20 protein-coding genes and 1 tRNA gene are annotated in these 23,797 nt (G+C 67.2%); 7 read left to right on the forward strand and 14 right to left on the reverse strand.

Annotated elements, in window-relative coordinates:
• Positions 1-199: 199 nt before the first annotated feature.
• The 7 genes from lepA to LRP66_RS01970 form a co-directional block, all read right to left on the reverse strand.
• Positions 200-2,011, reverse strand: coding sequence for a translation elongation factor 4 (gene lepA / locus LRP66_RS01940; protein ID WP_230480807.1), 1,812 nt, complete (start codon positions 2,009-2,011; stop codon positions 200-202).
• A 38-nt stretch (positions 2,012-2,049) separates the two neighbouring features.
• The gene (locus LRP66_RS01945) at positions 2,050-2,577 is read right to left on the reverse strand and encodes an AAA family ATPase (RefSeq protein ID WP_230480808.1); all 528 of its coding nucleotides are present in this window, start codon (positions 2,575-2,577) and stop codon (positions 2,050-2,052) included.
• The gene (gene pnuC, locus LRP66_RS01950) at positions 2,574-3,125 is read right to left on the reverse strand and encodes a nicotinamide riboside transporter PnuC (protein ID WP_230480809.1); all 552 of its coding nucleotides are present in this window, start codon (positions 3,123-3,125) and stop codon (positions 2,574-2,576) included. Before pnuC ends, LRP66_RS01945 begins: the two co-directional genes overlap by 4 nt.
• A gap of 74 nt (positions 3,126-3,199) precedes the next feature.
• Positions 3,200-3,276: transfer RNA gene (locus LRP66_RS01955), tRNA-Pro, on the reverse strand.
• 117 nt (positions 3,277-3,393) lie between these two features.
• Positions 3,394-4,212 carry a DUF815 domain-containing protein gene (locus LRP66_RS01960; protein WP_230480810.1) on the reverse strand — a complete coding sequence of 273 codons (819 nt, stop codon included), beginning with the start codon at positions 4,210-4,212 and terminating at the stop codon, positions 3,394-3,396.
• Between the two features lie 183 nt (positions 4,213-4,395).
• Positions 4,396-6,456 (reverse strand): tetratricopeptide repeat protein, encoded by a 2,061-nt coding sequence (locus LRP66_RS01965; protein WP_230480811.1) that lies wholly within the window; start codon positions 6,454-6,456, stop codon positions 4,396-4,398.
• Positions 6,435-7,823 (reverse strand): TIGR03013 family XrtA/PEP-CTERM system glycosyltransferase, encoded by a 1,389-nt coding sequence (locus tag LRP66_RS01970; RefSeq protein ID WP_230480812.1) that lies wholly within the window; start codon positions 7,821-7,823, stop codon positions 6,435-6,437. Before LRP66_RS01970 ends, LRP66_RS01965 begins: the two co-directional genes overlap by 22 nt.
• A gap of 156 nt (positions 7,824-7,979) precedes the next feature.
• Here LRP66_RS01970 and LRP66_RS01975 point away from each other — a divergent pair, with 156 nt between their 5' ends.
• Positions 7,980-9,023 (forward strand): mannose-1-phosphate guanylyltransferase/mannose-6-phosphate isomerase, encoded by a 1,044-nt coding sequence (locus LRP66_RS01975; RefSeq protein WP_230480813.1) that lies wholly within the window; start codon positions 7,980-7,982, stop codon positions 9,021-9,023.
• A 19-nt stretch (positions 9,024-9,042) separates the two neighbouring features.
• Here LRP66_RS01975 and LRP66_RS01980 read toward each other — a convergent pair whose 3' ends face one another.
• Together LRP66_RS01980 and LRP66_RS01985 are read right to left on the reverse strand one after the other, a co-directional pair.
• Positions 9,043-10,068 (reverse strand): polysaccharide deacetylase family protein, encoded by a 1,026-nt coding sequence (locus tag LRP66_RS01980; protein WP_329959227.1) that lies wholly within the window; start codon positions 10,066-10,068, stop codon positions 9,043-9,045.
• A gap of 2 nt (positions 10,069-10,070) precedes the next feature.
• Positions 10,071-11,894, reverse strand: coding sequence for a sensor histidine kinase (locus tag LRP66_RS01985; protein WP_230480814.1), 1,824 nt, complete (start codon positions 11,892-11,894; stop codon positions 10,071-10,073).
• Between the two features lie 190 nt (positions 11,895-12,084).
• Here LRP66_RS01985 and LRP66_RS01990 point away from each other — a divergent pair, with 190 nt between their 5' ends.
• Positions 12,085-12,552, forward strand: coding sequence for an Lrp/AsnC family transcriptional regulator (locus LRP66_RS01990; protein ID WP_230480815.1), 468 nt, complete (start codon positions 12,085-12,087; stop codon positions 12,550-12,552).
• A gap of 170 nt (positions 12,553-12,722) precedes the next feature.
• Here the strand turns inward: LRP66_RS01990 and LRP66_RS01995 are convergent, their stop codons facing one another.
• The gene (locus tag LRP66_RS01995; protein ID WP_230480816.1) at positions 12,723-14,009 is read right to left on the reverse strand and encodes a hypothetical protein; all 1,287 of its coding nucleotides are present in this window, start codon (positions 14,007-14,009) and stop codon (positions 12,723-12,725) included.
• Positions 14,010-14,180: 171 nt separating this feature from the next.
• Between LRP66_RS01995 and yaaA the strand changes: the two genes are divergently transcribed.
• The 4 genes from yaaA to LRP66_RS02015 all read left to right on the forward strand — a co-directional run bounded on the left by yaaA (position 14,181) and on the right by LRP66_RS02015 (position 19,081).
• Positions 14,181-14,921 (forward strand): peroxide stress protein YaaA, encoded by a 741-nt coding sequence (yaaA, locus tag LRP66_RS02000; protein ID WP_230480817.1) that lies wholly within the window; start codon positions 14,181-14,183, stop codon positions 14,919-14,921.
• Positions 14,918-15,616 carry an SDR family NAD(P)-dependent oxidoreductase gene (locus tag LRP66_RS02005; protein WP_230480818.1) on the forward strand — a complete coding sequence of 233 codons (699 nt, stop codon included), beginning with the start codon at positions 14,918-14,920 and terminating at the stop codon, positions 15,614-15,616. The genes yaaA and LRP66_RS02005 overlap by 4 nt, the downstream gene beginning before the upstream one ends.
• 361 nt (positions 15,617-15,977) lie before the next feature.
• Positions 15,978-18,728 carry a DNA gyrase subunit A gene (gene gyrA / locus LRP66_RS02010; protein WP_230480819.1) on the forward strand — a complete coding sequence of 917 codons (2,751 nt, stop codon included), beginning with the start codon at positions 15,978-15,980 and terminating at the stop codon, positions 18,726-18,728.
• Positions 18,725-19,081 (forward strand): DUF952 domain-containing protein, encoded by a 357-nt coding sequence (locus tag LRP66_RS02015; protein WP_230480820.1) that lies wholly within the window; start codon positions 18,725-18,727, stop codon positions 19,079-19,081. The genes gyrA and LRP66_RS02015 overlap by 4 nt, the downstream gene beginning before the upstream one ends.
• Before the next feature lie 49 nt (positions 19,082-19,130).
• Here the strand turns inward: LRP66_RS02015 and LRP66_RS02020 are convergent, their stop codons facing one another.
• Positions 19,131-19,565, reverse strand: coding sequence for a DUF488 domain-containing protein (locus LRP66_RS02020; RefSeq protein WP_230480821.1), 435 nt, complete (start codon positions 19,563-19,565; stop codon positions 19,131-19,133).
• 75 nt (positions 19,566-19,640) lie between these two features.
• On the opposite strand from LRP66_RS02020, the gene trmFO reads away from it, so the two are divergent.
• Positions 19,641-21,032 (forward strand): methylenetetrahydrofolate--tRNA-(uracil(54)-C(5))-methyltransferase (FADH(2)-oxidizing) TrmFO, encoded by a 1,392-nt coding sequence (gene trmFO, locus LRP66_RS02025; RefSeq protein WP_230480822.1) that lies wholly within the window; start codon positions 19,641-19,643, stop codon positions 21,030-21,032.
• On the opposite strand, the gene LRP66_RS02030 is transcribed toward trmFO, so the two are convergent.
• From LRP66_RS02030 to LRP66_RS02040, 3 genes are all read right to left on the reverse strand, one after another.
• A complete protein-coding gene (locus LRP66_RS02030) occupies positions 20,944-21,435 on the reverse strand; it encodes an EF-hand domain-containing protein (protein ID WP_230480823.1) in 492 nt (163 codons plus the stop codon). The genes trmFO and LRP66_RS02030 overlap by 89 nt on opposite strands.
• A gap of 147 nt (positions 21,436-21,582) precedes the next feature.
• Complete coding sequence (locus LRP66_RS02035) at positions 21,583-22,275, reverse strand: squalene/phytoene synthase family protein (RefSeq protein ID WP_230480824.1); 693 nt, start codon at positions 22,273-22,275, stop codon at positions 21,583-21,585.
• A gap of 90 nt (positions 22,276-22,365) precedes the next feature.
• Entirely contained in the window at positions 22,366-23,796 is a 1,431-nt protein-coding gene (locus LRP66_RS02040; protein WP_230480825.1) for a pyruvate dehydrogenase complex E1 component subunit beta, read from the reverse strand.
• Position 23,797 lies beyond the last annotated feature (1 nt).

Here is a 23,797-nt window from a genome sequence, read left to right on the forward strand (position 1 = left end):
GTAACGCGCCAGACAGGATTATATTCCGCCGGGAATGAAGCCAAGACTGTATGAAGACCGATCCGGTACGCTCATTCCCCAAGCTCGCTGGGGGAGGTGGCAGGGCGAAGCCCTGACGGAGGGGCGTGGCGCTCTGCCCCTCCACCACCGCTGCGCGGCGGTCCCCCTCCCCAAGCATAGCTTGGGGAGGAATATGGGGTTACGCCTCGTCACCCATGCGCAGCGCGGCGATGAAAGCTTCCTGCGGAATGCTGACCGAGCCGTACTCGCGCATCTTCGCCTTGCCCTTCTTCTGCTTCTCCAGCAGCTTGCGCTTGCGCGTCGCGTCGCCGCCATAGCATTTCGCGGTCACGTCCTTGCGCATCGCGCTGATCGTCTCGCGAGCGATCACCTTGCCACCGATCGCCGCCTGGATCGGGATCTTGAACAGGTGGCGCGGGATCAGTTCCTTGAGCCGCTCGCACATGCCGCGACCGCGCGTCTCGGCGGTGCCGCGGTGCACGATCATCGACAGCGCGTCGACCGGCTCCTCGTTCACCAGGATGCTCATCTTGACGAGGTCGCCCTCGCGATAGCCGATCTGGTGATAGTCGAAGCTGGCATAGCCCTTCGACAGCGACTTCAGCCGGTCGTAGAAATCGAACACGACTTCGTTGAGCGGCAGTTCATAGGTCGCCTGCGCACGCCCGCCGACATAGGTCAGGTTTTTCTGGATGCCGCGCCGGTCCTGGCAGAGCTTCAGGATCGAACCCAGATATTCGTCGGGGACATAGATGGTCGCCTCGATCCACGGCTCGCTGATCGACGCGATCTTGTTGGGATCGGGCATGTCGGCCGGGTTATGCAGGTCGATCTGTCCGCCGTCATGGCTCAGCTCGATCTGGTACACCACCGATGGCGCGGTGGTGATGAGGTCGAGGTCATACTCGCGGGTCAGCCGCTCCTGGATGATCTCCAGATGGAGCAGCCCCAGGAAGCCGCAACGGAAACCGAAGCCCAATGCGGCCGAGGTCTCCATCTCGAAACTGAACGAGGCGTCGTTCAGCCGCAGCTTGCTGATCGACTCGCGCAGCTTCTCGAAATCGTTGGCGTCGACCGGGAACAGGCCGCAGAACACCACCGGCTGGACTTCCTTGAAGCCCGGCAGCGCCTGCTCGGTAGGCTTCTTGGCATCGGTCAGCGTGTCGCCGACCCGCGCCTGCGCCACGTCCTTGATCTGCGCGGTGATGAAGCCGATCTCGCCGACGCCCAGCTCGGTCAACTGCTCGATCTTCGGACGGAAACAGCCGACGCGGTCGATCAGGTGAGTGGTGCCCGCCTGCATGAACTTGATCTGCTGCCCCTTTTTCAGGGTGCCTTCCATCACGCGGACGAGGATGACGACGCCCAGATAGGGGTCATACCAGCTGTCGACCAGCATCGCCTTCAACGGCGCGTTCGCATCACCCTTTGGCGCGGGGATGTTCTTGACGATCGCTTCCAGGATATCGCCGATACCGATGCCAGACTTGGCGCTGGCCAGCACCGCGCCGGAGGCATCGATGCCGATCACGTCCTCGATCTCGGCACGGACCTTTTCGGGTTCGGCGGCGGGAAGGTCGATCTTGTTGATGACGGGCACGATCTCGTGGTCATGCTCGATCGACTGATAGACGTTCGCCAGCGTCTGCGCCTCGACCCCCTGCGCGGCGTCGACCACGAGCAGAGCGCCCTCGCAGGCGGCCAGCGAGCGGCTGACCTCATAGGCGAAGTCGACATGGCCCGGCGTGTCCATCAGGTTCAGCGTATAGGTTTCGCCGTCCTGCGCCTGGTATGCCAGGCGCACCGTCTGCGCCTTGATGGTGATGCCGCGTTCCTTCTCGATCTCCATGTTGTCGAGAACCTGCTCGCTCATCTCGCGGTCGGTCAGGCCGCCGGTGAACTGGATCAGGCGATCGGCGAGCGTCGACTTGCCATGGTCGATATGCGCGATGATGGAGAAGTTGCGGATCTTGTCGAGCGGCGTGGACACGGGGGGAAGGGTTTCCTGAAAAGCTTTAATGGACGCCGTTAGCAAAGATGCGGGCGGATGCCAAAGCGCTCTATCGCGGCAAGCGCATTTGCATAGCGACTTTCGCCCTGCCCCTCGACCAGCGCATAGGACACACCGCGCCGGTCAAGCTCCGCGCGGGACAGCTCGAAGAAGCGCTGCCGCTCCGGCCAGGTGCCGAACAGCCGCGTTCCATCCTCGATCCAGGGCAGGTCGGGGGCGAAGAGCAGATAGAGATCGGACAGCCGGTTCCACGCGCCGAACCAGGGATCGCGCCGCCCGAACAGCATGTCGGCCCAAACGGCGGTCATCAGCGGATCGGTATCGGTCACGACCGGCCACGGCCCCGTCGCCAGCGCCCCGGCGAGCAGCCGGTCATGCCCCTCCCCGATCGCGACAAGGTCGGCCATGGTGAAGTCGGTGCCATGCGCCTCGGCATAGTCGCGACCATATTCGGGAAGATACCGCCCGCCGATCGCGGCTGCGAGCCGGGGCCCGATGGTCGATTTGCCGGTGCTCTCGGGTCCGTGGAGACAGATGCTTTTCATGTCCGTGCCCGCCATTCGCGATACCCCCAGACCGACAGCGCGAGGAAGATGACATAGAGGATGGCGGTCAGCGTCAGCCCCTTCACCGCGTAAAGCGCGATCGATGACAGGTCGACCGCGATCCAGAGCAGCCAATTCTCCAGCCGCCGCCGCGCGAGCAGTATCTGGGCCGCCACGCTGGCCACCGCATTGACCGCGTCCCAATAGGGCATGGCGGCGTCGGTGGCATGGGCCATCCCCGCCCCCCAAACCAACGAGGCCATGCCGATGCCCATCACCCATAGCGCCTGAGCGCGACGGGACAGGGTCCCCACCCGGACCTCACCCGCCAGCGCCACGTCGCGCCGCCAGACGATCCAGCCATAGAGGTTGATGACGAAGAAGAAGAGCTGGAGTGCCGCGTCGCTGTATAATCGCTCGCGCCAGAAGAGCAGGCCGTAGAGCGACACCATGACCAGCGCGACGGGGTAGTTCCACAGGCTGCGGCGCACGACCAGCGTGACGTTCGCGACGCCGAGGACGAAGGCGATGGATTCGAGCCAGGTCATGTCACCCGGCCACGCCGCATCGCCTAAGGGAGATTGTCATCGCTTTGGATGGGCCCCGCTCTTCGCGGCGGAAATGGTCGGGGAGAGAGGATTCGAACCTCCGGCCCCTGCCTCCCGAAGGCAGTGCTCTACCAGGCTGAGCTACTCCCCGACTAGAGAGTACGGACCGTTTTCGAGGCCTATCGGGAAGGCCGATCCGTGCTGGAGGCGCGCCAATAGCCAGCGGTTCGGACGGGTGCAAGCGGTTTTTCAAATGTCGTGAAAATTCTTACAGCGACCGCCCCATCCGGCCCGCCAGGTCGACCACATATTGCCACGCCACCCGCCCAGACCGACTACCCCGGCGGGTCGCCCAGTTGATCGCCTCGGCACCGTCGAAGGGCAGGCCGTAGCGCTCGGCATAGGCGGCGACGATCGCGAGATACCCGTCCTGGTCCAGCGTGTGAAAGCCCAGGCTCAGTCCGAACCGATCCGAGAGCGCGAGCTGGTCGTCAACGACGTCGCGCGGGTTTATCGCGCTGTCCTGCTCGGCCAGGTCGCGCGGCAGCAGGTGGCGCCGGTTGGAGGTGACGAGCAACCGGACATGCGCGGGCCGCGCCTCCGCCCCGCCGTCGAGCAACGACCGGAGCGTCCGCGCCTCGCTCGCGCCGTCGAAGCCCAGATCGTCGATAAATATCGCGAATGCCCGGTCGACCGGCTCCAGCATCGCGAACAGGTCGGGAAGGCTGTCGAGCGCATCGACCGACACCAGCGCCAGCCGACCCGGTCGCTCCTCCTGAACCGCGGCGACCGCCGCCTTGACCAGCGCCGACTTGCCGGTGCCGCGCGCACCCCAGAGCAGCACGTCCTGCGCCGCATGACCGTCCGCCAGCCGTTCGAGGTTGGCGACGAGCGCATCGCGCTGTCGATCGAGACCCTGGAGCAGCGACACGGGCACCGGCGCGAAGCCGCGCGCCGCGTGAAGCACGCCCGCCCGCCACAGATAGGCCGGATGCGCCAGCGGGTCCGCCGATGGCGGCGGCGGCGGCGCGAGGCGCTCGAGCGCGGCGGCGATACGTTCCAACGTGTGAGCAGCGAGATCGGTCATCGGAACGCTCTACCGGCAGGCGTCGTCACCTGCCAAGCGTTCCCGTGCATGTGCGTCGATCCTGTCCCGTCGACTTGCCCCGCGCTCAGGCGGGGGCCAGTGGGCACGCGTTTCGAAACCCCTGGGACGCTTCCGCTGGCCAAATCCCGGCCTTCGCCGGGGTTCTGAAAGGAATGGCAAGGATCAGCCCTGTAGCGCGGCCGCGCGGTGCTTCAGGATAACCGGATCGCCCGGTGCCAGCGCCAGCGCCTTGTCGAACAGCTGCCGCGCGCCCGCAGCCTCGCCGTCCGCCGCCAGCGCCATGCCATAGGCATCCGCCACAGCCGCATTCATCGGATCGAGCCGATAGGCCGCTGCCGCATAACGCCGCGCGACCACGCCGTCGCCGGTTTCGGCATAGGCGATGGCGAGATCGTGCAGCAGGGCGACATCGCCAAGCCCGATCTGGGTCCGCAACCCCTCCAGCGTCTCGACGGCGTCGTCCCACGATCCCGCCGCCATCTGCCATGACGCCAGAAGACGCCGTGCGGGCAGGCTTTGCGGGTTCTGCGACAGGTACAGGCCCAGCGTGGTCGCCGCTGCGCGCTCCTGCCCTGTCCGCTGATAGGCATCGACCAGCCGCAACATGGTCGGTTCGTCGAAGGTCAGGTCGGCCGCCGTGGCATAAAGGCCCACCGCATCGGTCATCCGCCCGGTGACCGCGAGCATATCGCCATAGGCGATCTGCGCGACTGGCGCGCCGGGGCTCGCACGAACCAGCGCCTGCGCCTTTTGCAGAGCGGCCGCCTGTCCGCCATGGCTGGCGAGGCCGCGAATCAGCCCGAGGGCATAGGTCGGATCGGTCGGAGAGGCCGCCGCCGCGAGCGTCAGCTCGGCGACCGGTCGGTCCGAGCGGAACAGCGCGGAATCTCCCCGCTGTCCGGCGGCGATCCGATCGAGCGTCGCAGCGACCTCGCCCGGCATGCCCGCCTGCGCGATGGCAGCGAGACGCAGCGCATAGCCATCCGCATCGCCGCGCGCGAGGACCGGGCGAAGCGTCGCCAGCGCCCCCGGACGATCGCCGCTTGCGATCTGCGCGATGGCGAGCAGGCGACGTGCCGCCACGTTCATCGGCTGCATCGCCACCAGCCGCGCCCATGCCCGCGCCGCTCGCTGCGGTCGCGCTTGCGCATAGGCGAGCGTCCCCTCCAGCATCGCGACCGATGGCCGCGCGGCCAATGCCCCGCCGGTAAGCTGCAACGCCTGCTGCGCCAGTGCGAAGCGTCCCGCCCGCGCCGCGATCACCGCTTGCAGATACAGGGCTTCGGGACTGCCCGGCTCCGACACCAGGGCCGTCCGGGTCGCGGCCAGCGCCTCGGTGGCGCGGCCCATGTCGCCCAGCGTCGCGGCATATTGGATCAGCGCAGGATGGTAATAGGCGTCGCGCGCCAGCGCGGCCGCGAACCACGGCAGGCCCGCCGCCAACCCGTAGCGCGCGCGGACCACCTCTCCGCGAAGCGTCAGCGCGCTGGGGTCCGCCGGGGCCAGCGCGACGGCACGCGTCGCGGCCGTCGTCGCACCCGCCATGTCCCCCGCGCCGAAGCGGCTCCGCCCAAGGTCGGTCCAGCCGCGCGCATCGTTCGGGAAGCGGATGACGAGTTGCTCGAGGCTTTGCCGGAGCACCGCGCCCCCGCCGCCCCGCGCCGCACGAATCTGCGCGGCGACACGGATCATCGCGGCATCGCGTTCGGCGGGCATCCGGTCGACGGCATCCTGCGCCCCCGCGAGATTGCCGAGCAGCAGCCGTGCCTCGGCGCGTAGCGCAAGCGTGTCGCCGCGTGGCACCCCGTCCGCCCTGGCACGATCCAGCGCAGCCTCGGCCGTCACCCCCTGCCCTAGCAACAGGCTGGTCCGCGCGAGCAGCATCTGCGCCTCCCCGGAACGGGGCGCCGCTTCGGCCGCCTTCTGCGCCTGATCGTGCGCGGCGTGATAATTTCCCGTCTCCAGCGCGACCTGTGCGCGGCGCATCGCCTGCGCCGGGTCGACGGGCGGCTGGCCGCTGTAGAGGAGGACGAGGAGCCCCGCGACCGCGAGCGCGATCGCCGCCAGCACCGCGACGATACGGATGCGCCGCCGGATCGATCGCCGCCGCCAGATCCGCCGCTTGCGCTTCAGCATCGGATAGGGCGTCGATCGCCGCCGGTCGCGCCCGGTATAGGTTTCCTTCCCCGCCTCGGCCACGCTCAGCGCGCGCCCGTCGGCCACAGGATCACGCGCAAGGTCTGGAGCAGGATCAGCGCGTCGAGGAACGGCGAATAGTTCTTGGCATAGTACAGGTCGTATTCCAGCTTGTGCCGCGCATCCTCGATCGATGCGCCATAGGGATAGTTGAGCTGCGCCCAGCCGGTGATTCCGGGCTTCACCATATGGCGCTCGGCATAGAAGGGAATCTGTTGATCGAGCTGCTCGACGAATTGCGGGCGTTCGGGACGCGGGCCGACGAAGCTCATCTCCCCCATCAGCACGGACCAGATTTGCGGCAGCTCGTCGATCCGCACCTTGCGGATGAAGCGGCCGACCCGCGTGATGCGCGGATCGTCCTTCTCGGCCCAGACCGCCTGCCCCGCCACTTCCGCATCCTGTCGCATCGACCGCAGCTTTAGGATGTCGAAGGGCTCGTTGAACAGCCCGATCCGACGCTGACGATATAAAGCGGGGCCCTTCGATTCCAGACGGATGGCGATCCCGGTCAACAGGATGATGGGCAGGGCGACGACCAGCAGGATCAGGCTGACCGCGATATCGAAGGCACGCTTCACCATACCCGACCACATCCGGCGCGAGGAGAAGCCATCGGAAAAGATCAGCCAGCTATGGCTGACCGAGCGAAGGTCGATCCGCCCCGTCTGACGCTCCAGGAAGCTGGACAATTCATAGACCTGCACGCCGGTCGTGCGGACCCGCAACAGATCCTGATAGGGTAGCGCGTTGCGTCGCTCCTGAAGCGCGAGGACGACCTCGCTCGCTTCGCGATCGAGCACGAATTGACGCAGGTTGGGAATCGCCGAACGCGGGATCGCCTCATGCACCGCGCTCTCCGCCTCGTTCATCGCGATGGCGCCCGCGACGATGAAGTTGGATCCCGGCTCCCGCGCCAGCGCCAGGATCGCCGCGGCGCGCTCCCCCGCGCCCATAACGATCACCCGCCGCTTGAAGCGGTCGCCGCCCAATGTGCGCCCCAGCAGCGCCCGCTCGACGACGAGCAGGACGACCGCGATGACCATCGAGAAGAGCAGGCTCGACCGCCAATAGGACAGATCGGGAAAGAAGAAGAAGATGAGCGACAGGAAGATCACCCCCATCGACACCGCGACCATCAATCGCGCGGCGGCGAAGCGCAGCGACAGGAACGAGCCCGCCGCATAGCCACCGACCGCCAGCAACGCGATCTGGAGCGGCACCGCGAAGCTCAACACCTGCGGCAGCCGTTCGAGCAGCGACCCCGGCGGAAAGCCGACCTGCCGCGCGCGGATCAGCCACCCCAGCTCGGCCGCCACCATCAGCAGCACGAAATCGATCAGCCCCAGCAACAGCGCCGCGTGCGGAACATAGTGTTTGAACAGGCGGATCATCTATCTACCGATCGTCCCCATGCGACCCGTCGCGCAATCTCCCATAATTTTTGCAAAGAATCCCAAACGAAACGTGAAGATATGCGTTGTGGCGCGTTGATGGGCGACGGCGGTGTCGGATCGCCCGCATCTCTACGACGTTTCAAAGGGGCTTACATGAACAATCCGATCGTGCCGGTCATTCTCTCCGGCGGGTCCGGTACGCGACTCTGGCCGATGTCCACGCCGGAGATGCCCAAGCAGCTCCTGCCCCTGACCGGCGACCAGACGATGTTGCAGCTTACCGCACGGCGCGCCCATACGAATGAGTTCGCGGCCCCGATCGTCGTCGCGGGACAGCGCCATGCCGACCTGGTCGAGCAACAGCTTGTCGATACGGGTATCCCCCCGCAGGTCCTGATCCTGGAGCCGGTCGCGCGCAACACCGCGCCCGCCATCGCGCTCGCCGCGCTCGCCGCCCGGCCCGAGGACGTCCTGCTGGTCATGCCGTCGGACCATGTCGTCGCCGATCTCGACGCCTTCCACGCGGCGATCCGCGCCGCCATGCCGATGGTGTCGCAAGGCTGGCTGGTCACCTTCGGCATCACCCCCGACAAGCCGGAAACCGGCTATGGCTATATCCAGGTCGGGCGCGAGATCGCCAAGGGCGTGCATCAGGTCGCCCGCTTCGTCGAGAAGCCGCGCCTCGAACGCGCCGAGGCGATGCTCGCGCAGGGCGACCATGCGTGGAACGGCGGCATCTTCCTGTTCCGTGCCGACCGCTACCTCGAGGAACTGGGCCAACATGCGCCCACCATGCTGATCGCCGCCGAGAAGGCGATGCGCGCCGCGCGGCGGGAAGGGAAGCGACTGACCCCCGACGAGGGCGAATTCGCCGCCTGTCCTTCGGACTCGATCGACTATGCGGTCATGGAGCGGGCCGAGCGCGTCGCCGTCGTCCCCGTCGCGATGGGATGGAACGATCTGGGTAGCTGGGACGCGCTCCACGCGATCAGCGAGCTGGACCTGGGCGGCAATTCGCACCGGGGCGAAGTGCTGGCGATCGATACGCGCAACTGCCTGATCCGCACCGACCGCGTCCGCGTCGCGGCGGTCGGTGTCGAGGATCTGATCGTCGTGGCGAGCGGCGACGACGTGCTGATCCTGCCGCGCGGGCAAAGCCAGGACGTGAAGAAGCTGATCGAGGCGATGAAGCGCTGATCGACCGACCGGCCGGGGCCTATGGCGCCCCGGCTGGCGCTTGCGGCCGTTCCAGCGCGGCCAGTATCTCGGCGATCGTCGTCGCGGTGACGCCGTGCCGGGCGAGCCGTTCGAACACCGCATCCCACCAGCGATCGAACATCGCCCGGTCCTTCGCATCACGGACATAGGGCGTATGGCCGGGCTCCAGTGTCGGCGAATGGAAGGAAAAGGTCAGCAGGGGGATGTCGTCCGCGACCGCCTGGTCGATCGCCGCCAGGGCATCGCGAATACCGACGCCCTCGGGCGTCAGCGGTACGCGCGACAAGAGCCCCATCCGTGCCAGCACCCCCCGTCCATGCGGCACGCGTCCAGCTCCGGCATAGAGGTCGGCGCCGCGGCGACGAAGCATTCCCGTATAGACACTGGTCAGCGGCAGTTCGACCATGCCGTCGCGGCGAAAGCCGTGCGCATCGATCCGGCTGAAATCCATCCCGCCGCCCGCGCCATAATCATGGAGCGCCCGCATCGAACTGTCGATCCGGTAGCCCCGTTCGGCCAGCAGCGACAGCGTGGCCGGGCCAAGGCCATAGCGACCCGACCGGAAGATGCGCGGACGCACACCGAACGCGGCGGCGATCGCGTCGGTCAGCCGATCGAGCTTGGCGGCCTCCAGCGCGCGCGGCAGATTGCCCGCATGGCTGTTGACCGGATCGACGACCTCGTCATGCGGCGGCGTGACCCAGGCGTGGAGCTGCGCCCCCATCTCCGACCGGCCGTCCGCCAGCACCTCCGACAGGATGGCGACCGAGGCGCGATCGACCGCCACGGGATAGTCGACCATGCAGGCGAGCCCGACCCCCGCCGCCGCGAACCGGCGATGCGCCGGTCCGAAGGCGCGCATCGCCCGCGTCGAGCGGTGTCGACGGTCGAGCGGCGCCGACCAGTCGAACTCCTCCTCGACATCGACGGTGACCAGAAATCGGCGACCGAAATCGTCCGGCCAGGCGATCCGCTCGGCCGCCGTGGCGGGGCTCGGATGCCAGGGGCGGTAGGTGGGCGACACGGTCAGCGGGTCGACGCCTGCCCCGCGCGCTGCTCACGCCCCAGCGGCAGGGCCAGGACGACCCGATGAAGGCCGATGGTCAGACCACCACCCATTTCCGCCCCCAGCTTGTCGATCAGGCGCAACGAGAAACCCGTGCCGAGCAAGGGCGCGCCTTCTCGCTGTTCCTCGTCGCCAGCCTCGCTCAGGAGCGCCGCCTCGGGCTCGACCGTCAGCGCGAGCGGCCGGTCGACGCGCAACGTCACCATCTCCTGCTCGACCGATAGCGTCGCACCGAGCCGCTCGCCCACGACGCAATTCGACAGCAGCACGGAGAAGAGCCGCGTGACCAGCCGCTCGCTCGCCCGGTCGTCGGCCATCGCCGCCGGTGACGTGACCGGCGGATCGAACCGGATCTCGGCCCGCCGCAATTCGGCCAGCGGGCGCAGTTCGACCAGCACACGCTGGATCAACGGCACCAGCGGAACGACCGTCGGCCGCAATTCCAGGACCCGGCCCTCGATCCGCGCGGCGGTGTCGAGATCCTCGACCGAGGCGAGCAGGTCCGAAGCCATCGACCGGATCGCGCTCGCCCGGTCGCGATAGACCGGCGCGACCGGGCCAAGCAGCTCGCTTTCGATCAGCTCGGCAAAACCCGCCACGGCATTGGCCGGGGTACGCAGTTCGTGGACCAGTTGGCGAAGCGAGTCGGAGGACGACGCCTCCGCAGCCGAGGCGCTCTCGCGCGCATTAGCGATCTCGTCGCGACGCGGCCGCCGTCCGCTTCCCCGATAGCCCAGGAAGCCGCCCGACGCGGGATCGAAATAGGGCATGGCGGACACGCGCCACGAACCCGCCGCCGCCGAGTTGCCGCCAATCTCCAGCCGCGCATCGCGGAAGGGCGAGCGACGCCGGAACGCCCCCATCGCCACGCCGTCGAACTGCGCCAGTCCCTGCATCCCGCTATCGGCCAGGCTGACGCCGACCAGCGGTCCCCGCGCGACACCCTCGACGCCCAGGATCAGGCCATGCGCGTCGGTCTCGAAGTCGAAATGGGCGGGCCCGGCATCGCCAGCGACCGCGCCCGGCATCTCCTCACGCCGCTGGTTGAAGGCATCGATCCGCGCGACGAGATCCGCGATTTCATAGCGCGGCGGCGCGGCGGGGGGCCCCGCATGACGAAGCGCCTCCGCCATGAACGGCAACCCGCGCGCGACCTGCCCCAGCGCCACGAACGGCGTCGCGGCCTGGATAGGGATCGGATCGAGCAGGACGGACAGCGGCAGTCCTTCGTCTTCCTCAAAGGCATCGTCGGGCAACGAGACCTCGGCCTCCGGCTCCGGGGCGACGGGCTGCGCGACCGGTTCGGTCGGCTTCGTCTGGACGGTCGGCTCCACATGGGTTTCGGTGGGCTCGACCAGATTGGGCAGGACGAAATCGACGTTGCCGAAGCTCACCAGCCCGCGCCGCACCGTCTCCGACAGGTCGCGCCGGTGGCGCAGCACGGATCGCGCGCCCGGCGTCAGCCGCGGCAGGATCGCCAGCCAGTCTTCATCCGATAGTGCCGCATCGCGCAGCACGGGCGCAGCGACGGGCAACACGTCTTGCGCAAAGAAGGCGACCAGGGCTGCGGGCGGTGTCCCCGCGCGAAGGACACGCGCACTGGCCGCACGGATATCTTCCGCCACCACATCGCGCAGATCATGCAGCCGGGCGAGCATCGGCGGATCGGCCGGAACGCGGCCACGGGCCATCAGGTCGACAAGCTGCCGCCAGGCGGTCTGCGCGCCAAAGGGCGAACCCATATCGGCCGATAGAATCGTCGCCAGGCTATCGTCGAACCGCACAAAGCTCCCTTCACGCTTGGCTGTATCGCCATAACCAGCCTGACTTAGCGTCCTTATCCTTCCAACTGGTAACTGCAAATATGCAAAAGCGTCCCGTTGCAATATGGGAGAATTGCGGTAGGGCGTAATTTTCTTATAGTCCGCCGTCACAGATCATGGGGAATCGGCTTTTTATGTGGAGTATCGTGTAATGGCGCTCGATCGTATCGATCGGCAGATCCTGGCGCTGTTGCAGGCCGACGGCCGTATGACCAATGTCGAGCTGGCCGAGCGGGTCGGCCTGACCGCCCCTCCCTGCCTGCGCCGTGTCCGCGCGCTCGAGGAAGCGGGCGCGATCCGGGGCTATCACGCCGATCTCGATGCCGCGCGGCTGGGCTTTCCGATCACCGTGTTCGCGATGGTGTCGCTGCGCAGCCAGGCCGAGCACGACCTCGCCACATTCGAGCAGCATGTCGCGGGCATTCCGGAGGTGCGCGAATGCCATATGCTGAATGGCGAGATCGACTTCATCCTGAAGATCGTGGCGTCCGACCTTAAGAGCTTCCAGGAAATCCTCACTACCCACCTGACCCCGGCGCCCAATGTCGCCAGCGTCAAGACATCGCTGACGATACGGACCGCCAAGCAGGTCTCCGGGATTCCGATCGAAGCGGATTGATCGGTCCGGATATGGACGCGAAAAAGCCGACCGTCCCACCGGGGGGACGGTCGGCTTTTTTCTGGGCGGCGGCAATCCCGTGGCCTTCGACCTGGCTCAGGCCGAACGGAGGCGGCACAAGACCCGCTGAGAATATCCCCCGCGCCACTTGGGCGCGGGGGTCTTCGGGATCAGACCTGCGCGTCCAGATAGGTCTTCCAGAAGCCCGCCAGATCGGCGCGCGGCTGGCCCTGGACGGCGTCGAAGGCGGCCTTGGCGCCAGCCTTGTCGCCCTGCGCCGCCAAAGCGATGCCGAGGCGGGTGTTGACCTCATTGGCATCGACGCCGCCCTTCTGAAGCGCGGTGCGGTACAGCTCTGCCGCCTTGGCGTAGTTGCCCTGACCATAATAGGCCTCGGCGGTCAGCGCGGCGAGCTTGCCGTCGGCGGCCGACTTGGCGCGCGCCTCGGTCGGGGCGAGCGAGCCTTCCTGACGGCTCTTGGCGGTCGCGGCGGCCAGCATCGCCTTGGCGGTGGCGTTACCCGCCGGGATCTTGCCCGACGCCATGCCTTCGTTCAGCACCTTCTCGGCTTCGGCCGGAAGGCCCTTGTCGGTCGCGTACTGCGCATATTCCATATAGTCGTTCTGGTCGGCCAGCGACTTGGTGGCACGCATCAGGCGGAACAGGTCGAGCCGCTGGTTCTTGTCCAGCGTCGCCAGCGAGCCGGGCTGCAGGCCATAGATGACCAGTGCGTTGCGCCAGTTCTGCGCGGTCGGATAGGCGACGATCCACTTGCGCATCCACGCCAGCGTCTCGGGGACCATCTTGGCCTTGTTCGCGCGGCCGATGGCGTATTTGTAGTAATCCTCCGGCGCCTTCTGCCCCGACGCGTTCATCTGGTCGATCGCGCTCGCCAGCTCGGTATTGGCGCCTGCGACGTCGCCCGAGTCCATCTTCGCCTTGACGATCAGCATCTGCAGGTTCGGATCCTGATAGCCGAGCTGCTTGGCCTGCTGGAAATATTGCAGCGCGATCGGATATTGCTTGCCGTTATAGGCGAGCGCGCCGCGACGGAAGACATAGCGCGGCTTGTCCGCCGCCGGGGTCGAGGGGCTGGCGATCAGCACGTCGAGCGGCTTGGCGAGCGAGGATTCGTCGACCGGCGCGTTGGGATTGGCCTGCTGAGCCGCGAACAGCTTGCCCGATTCGAGCTCGTAGCGGAGCGCCGCCGCGATATACTTGTCGTCCTCGGTCTTGGCCGCGGCCTCGACCGCCGAGACCAGCGGATCGGCCGCGGCATAGTTCTTCTGCTGGAGCACGGGCTGCGCGGCCTGCGCGGCCTTCAGCGCTTCGGGGCTGAGCTTCAGGCCACCGGCTTCTTCCTTCTTCTTCTCGGCCGCTGCCGGGACGGCCAGGGCCACACCGCTCACGCTCGTCGCCAGCACGGCCGCAAGCGCGAGCTTCGGGATGATCTTCATGCGAATTTTCTCCAAGAATAGAGCCTGTCAGGTCCGGAAGCCGTTTGTGACGGCTTGATAGGGACAGCGCGCCTCGCGTTCAAGCAATGCGATGATGCGCGCCTCCCTTAACCAGCAAGCGCTGAACGCGGATTGAACGCGAACGCTCCGGGCGCTAGCGCGGCGGCCATCATGATCGCCGTTATTTCGCCCGCCAAGACGCTCGACTATAAGAGCCCCCTGCCCGACCTCCAGCCGACCGAACCGCATTTCGCCGAGGAGGCCCGGACGCTGGCCGCCGCCGCCGCCGGGCTCGGAGAGGACAAGCTGGGTTCGCTGATGCGGATTTCCCCGGCGCTGGCAAAGCTGAATGCCGAGCGCTTTCGCGACTATGCGGAGGCGCCCGAACGCCCGGCGATGTTCGCCTTCGCGGGCGACGTCTATACCGGGCTGGAGGCCAAATCGCTCGACACGCCCGCCGTGCGATTCGCCCAGGACCACCTCCGGATGCTGTCGGGGCTCTATGGCCTGTTGCGGCCGCTCGACGCGATGCGCCCCTACCGGCTGGAGATGGGCACACGCTGGGCGCCGCGCGGGGACAAGCTGACCGACTGGTGGGGCGACCGGATCGCGCGCCACCTCGCCGCCGAGGTCGAAGCGGAGGGCTCGGGCACGATCCTGAACCTCGCCAGCCAGGAATATTGGCACGCGGTCGACGGCAAGCTGCCTCCCGCGATCCGCGTCATCGCGGTCGATTTCCGTGAGGGGGAGCGGTTCATCAGCTTCCACGCCAAAAAGGCCCGCGGCGCCATGGCCCGCTGGATGATCGAACATGCGATCACCGACACCGATGCGATGCGCGGGTTCGATAGCGACGGTTATGCGTTCGACGCCGAGGCGAGCACGCCGACGACATGGAGGTTCGTGCGATGAGCGAATGGAAACAGGCGGTAGTCATCGGCGCCTCTGGCGGCATCGGTAAGGGCATCGCCGACGCGCTGGAGGAGGAAGGCGTCGCGGTCGCGCGCTACGCCCGCTCGCTGACCGGCGCGGGGCATATCGATCTGGAGGACGAGGCGACGATCGCCGCCGCCGCCCGGCGGATCGCGGAGGGCCCCGCCCCCGATCTGGTGATCGTCGCGACCGGGCTGCTCCATGACGGCGAGCGGGGGCCGGAAAAGGCGATCGATCAGCTCGATCCCCTATGGCTCGCACGCAATTTCGCCGTCAACGCGATCGGCCCGGCGCTGGTCGCCAAGCACCTGCTGCCGCTGATGCCCCGTTCGGGGAAGACGATCTTCGCGGCGCTGTCGGCGCGGGTCGGATCGATCTCCGACAATCGGATGGGCGGCTGGTACGGCTACCGCGCGTCCAAGGCGGCGCTGAACCAGCTCATTCGCACGCTGGCGATCGAGCACAAGCGGCGAAACGACCGCTCGATCGTCGTCGCGCTGCATCCGGGTACGGTCGATACCGCGCTGTCCAAACCGTTCCAGGGCAATGTCCGCCCCGGCGGCCTGTTCACGCCCGACCGAGCGGCGGTGCAACTGCTCGACGTCCTCGACGGCCTGCGCGCGCCAGACAGTGGCAAGCTGTTCGACTGGGAGGGCAAAGAGGTTCAGCCCTGACGCCTCCACCCCATCCCCCCTCCGTTCGCGCCGAGCGAAGTCGAAGCGCACGCCCGGGGCTCATTATCATCCGGATTACAACATCGTAACATCTGTGACATCCGGCCGAAACCGTGCCTCTCGCATATGAATCGCGCTGGTCGCCGTTCCACTCCCGTCGGCGGCCAGTATTTCCCAAGTCCCGCATCCGCTGCCGTGGGGGGAGCCGGACCGCCGGGCCCGCCCCCGCAGCGCCGCTTGCGCGCCCGCCGTCCCTGCCGAACGGCCGCTCGCGAATGGGCCGCGCGGGGGTGGTCAGGGGCTTTCCGCTGGGCTAGGAACGACATTTCCCATCTGAACACCAACCCGGAAAGCAACAGACTTGGCCGACGAGACGACCCTCGCGGAACCTTCCGATATTTCGACGATCTCCATCGTCGACGAGATGAAGTCGAGCTATCTCGACTATGCGATGAGCGTGATCGTGGCGCGCGCGCTGCCCGACGTGCGTGACGGCCTCAAGCCCGTCCATCGCCGCATCCTCTATTCGGCCGCCGAAAGCGGCTTCGTCGCGGGCAAGCCCTATCGCAAGTCGGCGCGCATCGTCGGCGACGTGATGGGTAAATACCATCCGCACGGCGACAGCGCGATCTACGACGCCCTGGCCCGCATGGCGCAGGACTGGTCGATGCGCGTGCCGCTGATCGACGGCCAGGGCAATTTCGGCTCGATGGACCCCGATCCGCCCGCCGCGATGCGTTACACCGAGGCGCGTCTGGCCAAGGTCGCCAACTCGCTGCTCGACGATCTCGACAAGGACACGGTCGACTTCCAGCCCAACTATGACGGCTCGGAGCGCGAACCTTCGGTCCTGCCCGCGCAATATCCGAACCTGCTGGTCAACGGCGCGGGCGGTATCGCGGTCGGCATGGCGACCAACATCCCGCCGCATAACCTGGGCGAGGTGGTCAATGCCTGCCTGGCGTATATGGAAAACGGCGCGATCACGGTCGAGGAACTGAACGAGATCGTTCCTGCCCCCGACTTTCCGACGGGCGCGCTCATCCTGGGCCGCTCGGGCGCGCGTTCGGCGTACCAGACCGGGCGTGGTTCTATCATCGTGCGTTCGCGCCACGAGATCGAGGAGATGCGCGGCGACCGCCGGGCCATCGTCCTGACCGAAATCCCCTTCCAGCAGGGCAAGAACGCGCTGGTCGAAAAGATCGCCGAGGCCGCCAAGGAAAAGCGGATCGAGGGGATCAGCGATATCCGCGACGAATCGAACCGCGAAGGCGTTCGCATCGTCATCGACCTGAAGCGCGACGCGACCCCCGAGGTCGTGCTCAACCAGCTCTGGCGCCATACCCCCGCCCAGACCAGCTTCCCGGCCAACATGCTCGCCATTCGCGGCGGCCGTCCCGAGCTGCTGAACCTGCGCGACATCATCCAGGCGTTCGTCCAGTTCCGCGAGCAGGTGATCACCCGCCGCTCGAAGTTCGAACTGGCCAAGGCGCGCGAGCGGGCGCACATCTTGCTCGGCCTCGTCATCGCGGTCACCAATCTCGACGAGGTGGTGCGGATCATCCGTGGCTCCGCCTCGCCGGTCGCCGCGCGGGAAGCCCTGCTGTCCCGCGAATGGCCGATCGCCGAGATCGCGCCCTATATCCGCCTGGTCGAAGCGGTCGAGAGCGAAGGCTTTGGCGACACCTATCGCCTGTCGGAGACGCAGGTCCGCGCGATCCTGGACCTGCGGCTGCACCGCCTGACCGCGCTGGGCCGTGACGAGATCGGCGACGAGTTGAAGGGCCTGGCAGACTCGATCACCGATCTGCTCGAGATCCTCGCCAACCGCGTGAAGCTGTACGAGGTGATGCGCGGCGAGCTGGTGGCGATCCGCGACCAGTTCGCGACCCCGCGCCGCTCGGAAATCGCCGCCGCCGCCGATGGCATCGACGACGAGGACCTGATCGAGCGCGAGGACATGGTCGTCACCGTGACCATGCAGGGCTATATCAAGCGCACCCCGCTCGATGCCTTCCGCGCGCAGAACCGGGGCGGCAAGGGCCGCTCTGGCATGGCGACCAAGGACGAGGACGTCGTCACCGAGCTGTTCGTCACCAGCACGCACACGCCGGTCCTGTTCTTCTCGAACCATGGCAAGGTCTATCGCTACAAGGTGTGGCGCCTGCCCGAGGGCGGCCCCGCCACGCGCGGGCGACCGATGGTCAACCTGCTGCCGCTGGCACCCGGCGAGGTCATCTCGACCGTGCTGCCGCTGCCGGAGGACGAGGCGGAGTGGGGCAAGCTCCACGTCATGTTCGCCACCGCCAAGGGCGCGGTGCGCCGCAACTCGATGGATGCGTTCACCAACGTGCCCTCGAACGGCAAGATCGCGATGCGCTTCGACGACGAGAGCGAGGACCGGCTGATCGGCGTCGCGCTGCTCGGCGCCGGAGACGATGTGCTGCTCGCCACGCGATGCGGCCGTGCGATCCGCTTCGCCGCCGACGACGTTCGCGAGTTCCAGAGCCGGACCTCGACGGGCGTGCGCGGCATGACCCTCAAGGAAGGCGACGAGGTCATCTCGCTGTCCGTTCTCCACCGTTCGGGCGCGGATCAGGAGCAGCGCGAGGCCTATCTCCGCTTCGCGCCCTGGAAGGGCGAGAAGGAAGGCGAGCCGACGCTCGACATCGAGATGTTCGAGCATATGCGCGAGAACGAGCAGTTCATCCTGACCGTCTGCGCCAATGGCTATGGCAAGCTGTCCTCGGCCTATGAATATCGCCGCACGGGCCGTGGTGGTCAGGGTATCACCAATATCGACAATATCGCCCGCAACGGCGAGGTCGTCGCCAGCTTCCCCGCCGCCAAGGGGCATCAATTGATGCTCGTCACCGATCAGGCCAAGCTGATCCGCATGTCGCTGGCGTCGCTCCGCGTCATCGGGCGCGGCTCGGCGGGTCTGCGGCTCTTCAACGTCGCGCCGGGCGAGCATGTCGTCTCAGCCGCGCGGATCGAGGAGACCGAGGAGGATGCCGAGATGAACCTGGCCGACGGCACCGGCGAGATCGCGCCCGAACCCGATGCGGTGGTGGGCGAAAACCTGGCCGCTGGCCCCGAGGATGGCGAATGACACCGCCCCGCTCCACCACCGCCTATAAGGTGCTGACCGCCGATCAGATGGCGGTGCTGGAGAAGGAGGGCGCCTTTGCGGGGGCGCCGGTGGATATGGCCGATGGGTATATCCACATGTCCACCGCCGCCCAGTTGACCGAGACGGTCGACAAGCATTTCGCCGGACAGACCGACCTGCACGTCGCGGCGGTCGATCTGGAGGCGATGGGCGATGCGGTGAAGTGGGAAGAGAGCCGGGGCGGCCAACTCTTCCCGCATCTCTACGCCCCGCTGCCGCTGACGGCCGTGATCGCATACGGCCCGTTGCAGCGCGACGAGGACGGGACGGTTCGGCTGCCGATCACCGGCTGACGCCATCGCGGCAATGGGAGTCCCTCGCGAGACGCTCGCGTCCCAGCCGTCAGACGTAGAGATCGACCACCTTCATCCCCTCGCCCACCGCGTCGAGCAGCAGCGTCCGATGGCAATGACACGGATCACGCTCATAGCAGAGCAGCGCGCTCGGCGCCTCCGCGGCGAGGTCCAGCATTCGCGCCGCCGCGGCCTGTGCCTCGGGCAGCGCAAGCTGGTCATCATAGACCGCCTGCAAGGTGGCGACATCGCCCTTCTTCGCCGCATCGCGCCCGCGCTTCGGGGTGCCGAGGTCCTTGAGATGGACATAATCGATCCCCGCCGCCTTCAGCGAGGCCGCCAGCGACGATTTGGAAAAGCCCGGCCGCCGGGACAGCGGCAGCGCCCGCACGTCGATCAGCCGCGCGACGCCCGCCTGTTGCAACGTCGCCAGAAACCCGTCGACGGTCGCGCCCTCGTACCCGATGGTGAAGATGGTGGTCATGTTCCCGCAAGTGGGGTGCTTCGCCTCCCGCGCCAAGTGCTTCCACTCGCTGCCCGCCCGGTCTAAGGCCGTGCGATGACCTATGACATTCATGTGATCGGCGGCGGGCTGGCGGGCTCGGAAGCCGCGTGGCAACTCGCCGAGGCGGGGCTGAAGGTGCGCCTGTCCGAAATGCGCGGCGGTGCGGACACGACGCCCGCGCATCACGGTGGCGATCTGGCGGAGCTGGTCTGCTCCAACTCCTTCCGCTCGGACGATGCGACCTCGAACGCGGTCGGGCTGTTGCACCAGGAGATGCGCGCGCTCGGCTCGATCATCATGGCCAAGGGCGACACCCATGCGGTCCCAGCGGGCTCGGCGCTGGCGGTGGATCGCGACGGCTTCTCCGGCGGCGTGACGGTGGCGCTTGAGGCGCATCCCAACATCACCATCATGCGCGAGCGGATCGACGCCCTGCCGGAGGGGCCCGCGATCATCGCGACGGGCCCCCTCACCGCGCCGTCGTTGGCAGGGGGCATCGGCGAGGCGACCGGCGCGGAGGCGCTGGCCTTCTTCGACGCCATCGCCCCGATCGTCCACCGGGAGTCGATCGACATGGACGTGGCCTGGTTCCAGAGCCGCTGGAACAAGGGCACGGGCAAGGACTATATCAACTGCCCGATGGACAAGGACCAGTATCTGGCCTTCCATCAGGCACTGCTCGATGGCGAGAAGACCGAATTCCGCGAATGGGAGAAGGACACGCCCTATTTCGACGGCTGTATGCCGGTCGAGGTGATGGCCGAGCGCGGGGTCGAGACGCTACGCTTCGGACCGATGAAGGGCGTCGGGCTGGACGATCCTCGTACCGGGCGCTGGCCCTATGCCGTGGTCCAACTCCGTCAGGACAATGCGGCGGGAACGCTGTGGAACATCGTCGGCTTCCAGACCAAGCTGAAATATGCCGAACAGATTCGCATTTTTCGGACCATTCCGGGCCTCGAAAAGGCCGAGTTCGCGCGGCTGGGCGGCCTGCACAGGAACACCTTCATCCGCTCGCCCGAGCTGCTCGACTCTACGCTCCGGCTGAAATCGCGCCCCAATCTGCGTTTCGCGGGCCAGATCACCGGTTGTGAGGGCTATATCGAAAGCGCGGCGATCGGGTTGCTGGCGGGACGCTTCGCCGCCGCCGAGCTGACCGGCAGGACGATCGCACCGCCGCCGGTCGAGACGGCGCTCGGCGCCTTGCTCGGCCATATCACGGGGCTGGCGGAGGCCGAGACCTATCAGCCGATGAACGTCAATTTCGGCCTGTTCCCGCCGATCCCCGGCCGTACCAAGAAGGCCGATCGGAAGAAGATGTATACCGACCGGGCGCGCGATGCCCTGCCCGGCTGGCTCAACTCTCTTCCGCCGGGGCCTGCTCCGGTGCCTCAGCCGGTGCCTTTTGCGCCGGTGGACAGCCCCGCCGAGCCGGTCGACGCTTGACCGCCGTGGTCGCGAATTCGGCCGGGTTCATCGCCCCAGACTTGTCGCGGTCGGCGATGGCGAATTTGGTCGTCGCCTTCACCGCCCATTCGTCGAACGACAGCTTGCCGTCGCCATCGCGGTCGAGCTTCGCATAGGCCTTGCGCCGCGCGGCCAGATATTCGTCACGCGTGATCGCGCCGTCGCGATCCTTGTCGTAGCGGTCGAAGCGCTTCTGCTCGCGGGTCCTGGCGGACGCCTCGGGCAGCGCACCGTCGTCCTCCTCGGCGCCTTGAGATGGCAAACCGACCGCCGCGCTCGCAGCAGGTAGTGGTGACGGGGAGTCCGGGCGGCTTCCCCAAAGGAACAGTCCCGCGCCCACCAATAGCAGCGCGCCAAAACCACCCGCCAGATAGCGCCACATACCTCACGTCTCCCCCCGTCAGACACGGCCCAGGGTAAACGGGCGCGGGGTTTGGCGGCAAGGTCTTCGTGTGTCCTTCCCCTACCCTTGGCCGGGTCAGCCTATCGCACATGAAAGGAACGAGATAAGTTCAGGCGAAGGAGAGCCTTACCGCCCCGTCAGGCCGTGCCATGCCAGCCGGGCCGCACGCAGGGGATGCCCCGGCGATCGATCGGGATGCCGAAGGCCCTCGCGCGCCAGCACGGCCAGCCCCGTCAGTCCGCGAGCCGCCTTTGGCTTCTTGCGATCCAGCGACGCGTCCAGCTCCGCCATCGCGACATCGCCCGCCCGACCCGCCACCCCCTTGTCGGTAAGATGCGTCGCCAGATCGGCCCTCGCCCACGCGACGCCCAACGCTCCGAGATCATCGACCCCGAGCAGACGCCCGATACTGGCGAACAAAATCCCGCCCCTCGCCTCGGCATGGCGGCTGATCCGGTCGTCATCCAGTGGCTCGCCATCATCGAGCAGCGCCTCCCACCCCTCGATCATCGGCGCGAGGTCGCCCCCGCGCACGCCGCCCGGCAACGCCGTGGCCGCCAGCCGCTGCAACACCGGATGCGCGGGTGCCGGACCCTGGTCGAGTTTCTCCAGGGCCTCATACCACCAGGTCAGGCGCATCTGACCGATCATCGGCTCGGTCGTGCTTTGCAGGATCGATGCGAGCTGGTGGTCCAGATCGAGCAGTGCCGCGAAGCCGTCACGCGCCGCTGCTGGCGCATAGCCGACGGCCAGCGCCTGTTCGCGCATCACCGCTTCGATCGCGGGATGGGTCGGCTCGGAGCGGGGGGCATCGGTCATGGTTCGCCCTTCGCACGGATGGCGACCATGAAAAAGGGCCTCCCGGATTCCCGGAAGGCCCTCTCCTCATCGTGACGAAGGAGCCATCGCTCAGCCGCGATAGGTGACCTTCTTGACGGCGGCGATGACCTTGTTGGCATCGACCAGCGCGATCTTCTCGAGGTTCGCCGCATAAGGCAGCGGCACGTCCTCGTTGGTCACCCGCAGAACCGGCGCGTCGAGGTCGTCGAACCCCTCCTCCATGACGACCGCAGCGATTTCGGTCGCGATCGAGCAGGTGGGCCAGCCTTCCTCGACCACGACCAGGCGGTTGGTCTTGGCGAGCGACTTCAACACCGTCTTCGTGTCGAGCGGACGCAGGGTGCGCAGGTCGATGACCTCCGCATCGATACCCTCGGCGGCCAGCTTCTCGGCGGCTTCGAGCGCGACGCCCACGCCGATCGAGTAAGAGACCAGGGTCACGTCCTTGCCCTCGCGCATGATCCGCGCCTTGCCGATCGGCAGGACGAAATCGTCGAGCTTGGGCACGTCGAACGAACGGCCGTACATCAGCTCGTTCTCGAGGAACACGACCGGGTCTTCCGAGCGGATCGCGGCCTTCAGCAGGCCCTTGGCATCGGCCGCGTCATAGGGCGCGATCACGATCAGGCCGGGCACGCTCGCGTACCACGGGCCGTAGTTCTGCGAGTGCTGCGCGCCGACGCGGCTGGCGGCACCGTTGGGACCACGGAACACGATCGGGCAACGCATCTGGCCGCCGGACATGTAGTTGGTCTTGGCGGCCGAGTTGATGATGTGGTCGATCGCCTGCATGGCGAAGTTGAACGTCATGAACTCGATGACCGGACGCAGGCCGCCCATGGCGGCACCGGTGCCGACACCGGCAAAGCCATATTCGGTGATCGGCGTGTCGATGACGCGACGGTCGCCGAACTCGTCGAGCAGGCCCTGCGTCACCTTGTACGCGCCCTGATACTGGGCGACTTCCTCGCCCATCACGAAGACGCGGTCGTCGGCGCGCATTTCCTCGGCCATCGCATCGCGCAGCGCTTCGCGGACGGTGAGCTTCACCATCTCGGTGCCTTCCGGGATTTCCGGCGAGGCGGGCGCTTCCTGCTCGGCGGCGGCGACCAGCTTCTGCGTGCCGCTCTCCTGCTCGGCGGCCGCCGCGCCTTCCGGCATCGGCGGGGCGTTGTGGTCGGTCGCCTCGTTCTTCGGCGCGGCATTGGCCGCATCGCCCGAACGCGAACCCGAAGCGGCGGCGGACGCGACGTCCTCGCCCTCTTCGGCCAGCAGCGCGATGGCGGTGCCGACCTTCACATTGTCGGTGCCCTCGGCAACCATGATCTTGGCGATCACGCCTTCGTCAACGGCTTCGAATTCCATCGTCGCCTTGTCGGTCTCGATCTCGGCCATGATGTCGCCGGACTTGACCGTATCGCCTTCCTTCACCAGCCACTTGGCGAGCGTGCCCTCTTCCATCGTCGGCGAAAGGGCCGGCATCTTGATCTCGATCGCCATC

It is taken from the genome of Sphingomonas sp. Leaf21, assembly GCF_916858675.1.
Classification (GTDB): domain Bacteria; phylum Pseudomonadota; class Alphaproteobacteria; order Sphingomonadales; family Sphingomonadaceae; genus Sphingomonas.